This window comes from Desulfobotulus sapovorans DSM 2055 (assembly GCF_059569355.1).
The window spans coordinates 686,540-690,848 of sequence record NZ_JCANVJ010000001.1 but is presented as its reverse complement, the minus strand read 5'-3'; the positions used below and the strand labels follow the sequence as shown (position 1 = coordinate 690,848).

The following is a 4,309-nucleotide window of genomic DNA, read 5'->3' as shown; positions in this document are numbered from 1 at the left end:
CTGGCCTGTGGCAGATACGTCCTGACCTTCTGCCGCTGCCGCCGTACCCAGGGTACCGACCTTACTAACGCTTACTTCTACATCATCAATAATAAGCGCGTCGGTCTCCAGAACATGGATACCGCCGGAGGTCGCGCGGGCGCTGAGGGTTGTTACCGTGGTCTCGATATGGTTCGCGGCCACACCAATGCCCGTGCCCGCTACCATGCGCAGACCATTGGCCACCACATCTACGTAATGGTCGCCGCCGTCAAGGATGCTGCCCGCTGTGGCCGTGATGCCCGCATGGCCGGTGGTCAGCAGACCGCCGAGGGTCACATCAACAGCCGCCAGAAGGCGGATGTTGCCGCTGCCCGCATCAAACAGACTCTGATCCGCCAGGGTGATGGAGCCGGTTCCTGCTTCCACGTTGATGGTACCGATGCTGCCCGTCCGGATATCTGCCCCGGCAGCAAAAACTGCTTTCTGATCGGCTATGATCGTCACATGACCACTGGCACTGAGGATATCTGCATGTTCTTCAACCGTCACATCCCCGGTCAGTGAAGCAATACGGATGTTCCCGGCACCATGGGCGCTTATCGCAAAGTTATCCGTCTGTGAATCAACCGTTTCTCCAGATCTCAAGAGAACATTACCGGAAGCCACCAGCACGATGTGTCCATTACCCGCAGCTGTGGTCAGATCTGAGAGATCTGCTTCGCTTGCCGTTAAGCTGCTTGTACCATCCGTTGCCACACGGCTGACCTGCATATCTGCAACGGTATTGACGGTGATATGGCTTGCTTCTGTGATAAAGATACCGCCATTATCGGCTTTTGCTGCCAGAGTAAGTGCTTCTGTTTCAATGTGATTGCTGCCGTTTCCAACCCCTGTACCGGCTTCGAGGCGCAGGGTTCTGGCAAAAATATCCGTATTTCCGTCACCTGCCGCAGCAGCATCTGTGATGCTACCTGAGATCGCCTTCACCCTGACCGAACCCCAGGCAGTCTGATTTGTAAGACCAGAACCTGAACGATCCTCGGATGTCCGGGCATCCAACAGACCAAGCTGGATATAGCTTGCAGCTTCAAGGCGGATGTTGCCGCCGTTGGTCTCAGCTCGTGTGCCATCAGCCATGGTGATGGCACCGGTGGTGGCTCCAAGGTCTATGGTGCCAGCAGTGGTTAGGATATTACCCTGGCTTGAATCAACAATGGCTGTTTGCAAGTTTCTGTGTGCTGTCAGCGTGATATTTCCCGAACCTGCATTAATCGCAGAATTCAGCACGATATCCCGAAACCCATCTCCTACTCCGGTGGTCAACAGCACATTGCCAGCATTCGTACTGATCGCGATGCCGTCAGTATCACCATCATTCAGCGTCAAGTTATTTACAGCACTCAGTACGATGGCACCCGCATCTGTGGTGACATCGCTTTGTGTTTTGGCTACTACATTCAGTCCAGCTTCATTGTTAACCTGCTGGACAGTAGCCGTGACCTGCCCTGTCGCCACGCTGGTGGTATCGTGTAGGAAGATGTTGCCGGCTGCGCTGTTGGCGGTCAAGGTGCTAACGGTGGTTTCCAGCCGATTGTCAGCCGTTGCCACACCGAAGTGGGCATCGATCAGAAGACCCAAGGCGATGATATTGGTAGTCGTAACCGGGGTCTGGTTGTCCAGAACCTCTCCACCACTGATGAGCGCCACATTGCCAGTACCCGCACTGATAAGGCCAAGCAGGATATTAGCGCCTGCATCAAAATAGACATGACCGCCGCCGGAAGTCAGGGTGGCCTTGTCGGCCATGGTGATGGCTTTACCTGCCTTCACATAGACGCTGGCTCCGGTTGTACTACCTGTTGTGCTGACAATACCGCTGAGGCCCCGCATGAGAATGTTGCCGGAGTCCTCCACGCCATTAACCGCCGTAGCCAGCAGGGTGACATGGCCGGTATCCCCCAGAACCTGACCTTGCAGACTTAAGTTACCTGCCCTGGCGTTCAACAGGACATGCCCGGATCCAATGGCATTGATGCCATTATATTTAGAAGCCGTACTCCCTGCTTCGGAGGCTCCCGAATTCACTGTAATCTGATCCGCTTCAATGACGACAGAGCCATTGATGGTAGTGACATCTTCCTGCAGAACATCCGTGGTGCCGGAAACTGTAGCATTCGCACCTACCGTGCTAACGGTTATGGCCGCTACCGTATCGATCACCAGCCCGTCATGCTCGTTGATGAAGATACCATTGGCTTTTGAAGACGCACTCAAGGTAACAACCCGGGTATCAAGGGCATTCACCGTTGTGCCGTCATTACCAATGCCTACAGTAGCGTTGAGACGCAGGTTGGCTGCGATGATGTCGGTGTGGGTATCCCCTCCATCCAGGATGGATCCGCCCACCAGACTGACATTACCGGTTCCGGCATCCAGACCACCCAGGGTGATGATATTGGCCGCATAACGGATGTTGCCGTTATTGGTGATGGCACGGGTCACATCATCCATAGTGATGGCCTGGATGGCCTGGACATCGATGGTGTTGTTCTCTGCGTTGGTCTGAATATCGGCTTTTTGTAACAGATCCTGACCGGCATGGACACTGATATGGCCCGCAGTGCTGGTGGCATTGGCATTCAGGGTGATATCGCTGGTTGTACCGCCAGCTTTCAGCAGCAGGTTGCCTGTGGTCGTGATCGTGCCACCGTTAACGCCCGTAAGATTTTCAATACCTCCGCTGGTCGTTTGCAGGATCAGATGACCAGCAGAAATCAGATTGCTCTGAGCCGAATCTATCGTCGCAGTCAGGGTAGCACCGTCGGTACCGACCCGGTTCACATTGATGGCATCCAGTGTACCAATGATAAGGGCATCAGCCTCAGTAAGGAACAGACCACCGGTATCCGTGCCTTTGATATCCGCAGCCAGCCGGTTGACGTTGATCTCCAGATGATTGGCGCTTGTCCCGGCGCCTTGCCCGTCAGCCGTTCCGGTGGTCACGATACGCAGATGATCCGCGGTTACATTATTCTCCGCACCATTGCTGTCGGTGATGTTGCTTGCACTCAGGCTGACATGGCCACTGGCGCTCAAGCCACCCAGTGCCAGCGTGGTGGTTGAAACATAACGGATGTTGCCGTTCTGTGCCGTCGCCGTGGCACCGTTATTCATATCGATGACGTTGGCGCGCACATCGATGGTACCTGTTCCGGTCGTCTTTACATCCCCTGCCGCTGCCTGGGTCAGAGTGTCCGTAGCCACAAGACTGATATGACCGCTTCCCGCATCCGTCCCTGCGTTAAGAGTCAGGTCTCCGGTCACATCCAAAAGAACATTGCCGGTACCGGAAGCCACCAGCGCGGGAGTATTCCCAGAACCGGCATTCAGCGCAAGATCGCCGCCGGTCCTGATTACAATGGCCCCATTGGAATTTTCTGAGGTACGCAAATCCTCCAGAGTGCTGTTTTTAAAGGATGTAGAGGCATTGCTGCCTACCCTGTTAACATTAAAGTCGATGACATCAACACCGAGATCATCGGTTTCTGTCACAAACATACCACCACTACCGGCCTCTGCGGCCAGACCTGCCACCGTGGTTTCGATGTGGTTGGTACCACTGCCAATACCCACGCCCGCCTGTAGAATCAAGTCAGCCGCAGCAATATTGACCGTACCATTATCAGCGGCATCCGTGATATTACCACCGGCAGCAATCAAGGCCACATGGCCAACGCCAGCAGCAATCGTCCGCAGCGCAATGTCGCCATTCACCCCAGAAACACTGCCAGCCTCAAGACGAATATTGCCGTTGGTACTGGTGGTGCTGGTGTTCTCACTCATGGTGATATGACGGCCAGCCAACATATCAATGGTCTTGCCTGCGCCGCTGGCGGTGATGTTGGCGTTCTGGACGATATCCCGCCCGGCATCCAGGCTGATATTGCCCGTCGTGCCGGTCAGGGCCGCACCAAGGGTCAGATCAGAATCTGTGCCTCCGGCCTTGATCAACAGGTTGTCCTTGGCTGTTACTACCCCGCCATCGGCCAGGGTTGTCACAGCACCTTCTAAGGTGACCAGAACAAGATGACCCTCAGAAATCAGGTTGCTCTGTGTCTGATCCGTCGTCAACGTCAGGGTGATGCCGTTAAGTCCCACTTGGTTGACGTTGATCGCGCTGAGTGTACCAATCGTAACCGCATTGGCTTCGGTGAGGAAGAGTCCACCGGTACCCGTGCCTTTGATATCCGCCGCCAGACGGTTAACGCTGATCTCCAGGTGATCCGCAGCCGTGCCCGCCCCCTGACCATTCGCCGTGCCGGTGGTC

1 protein-coding gene is annotated in these 4,309 nt (G+C 55.2%); it reads right to left on the bottom strand.

Annotated features, from left to right (window positions below; genetic code table 11):
- Nucleotides 1-4,309, bottom strand: a 4,309-nt coding sequence (locus BR04_RS02705) for a beta strand repeat-containing protein (protein WP_496354441.1), incomplete at both ends; no start/stop codon positions are given.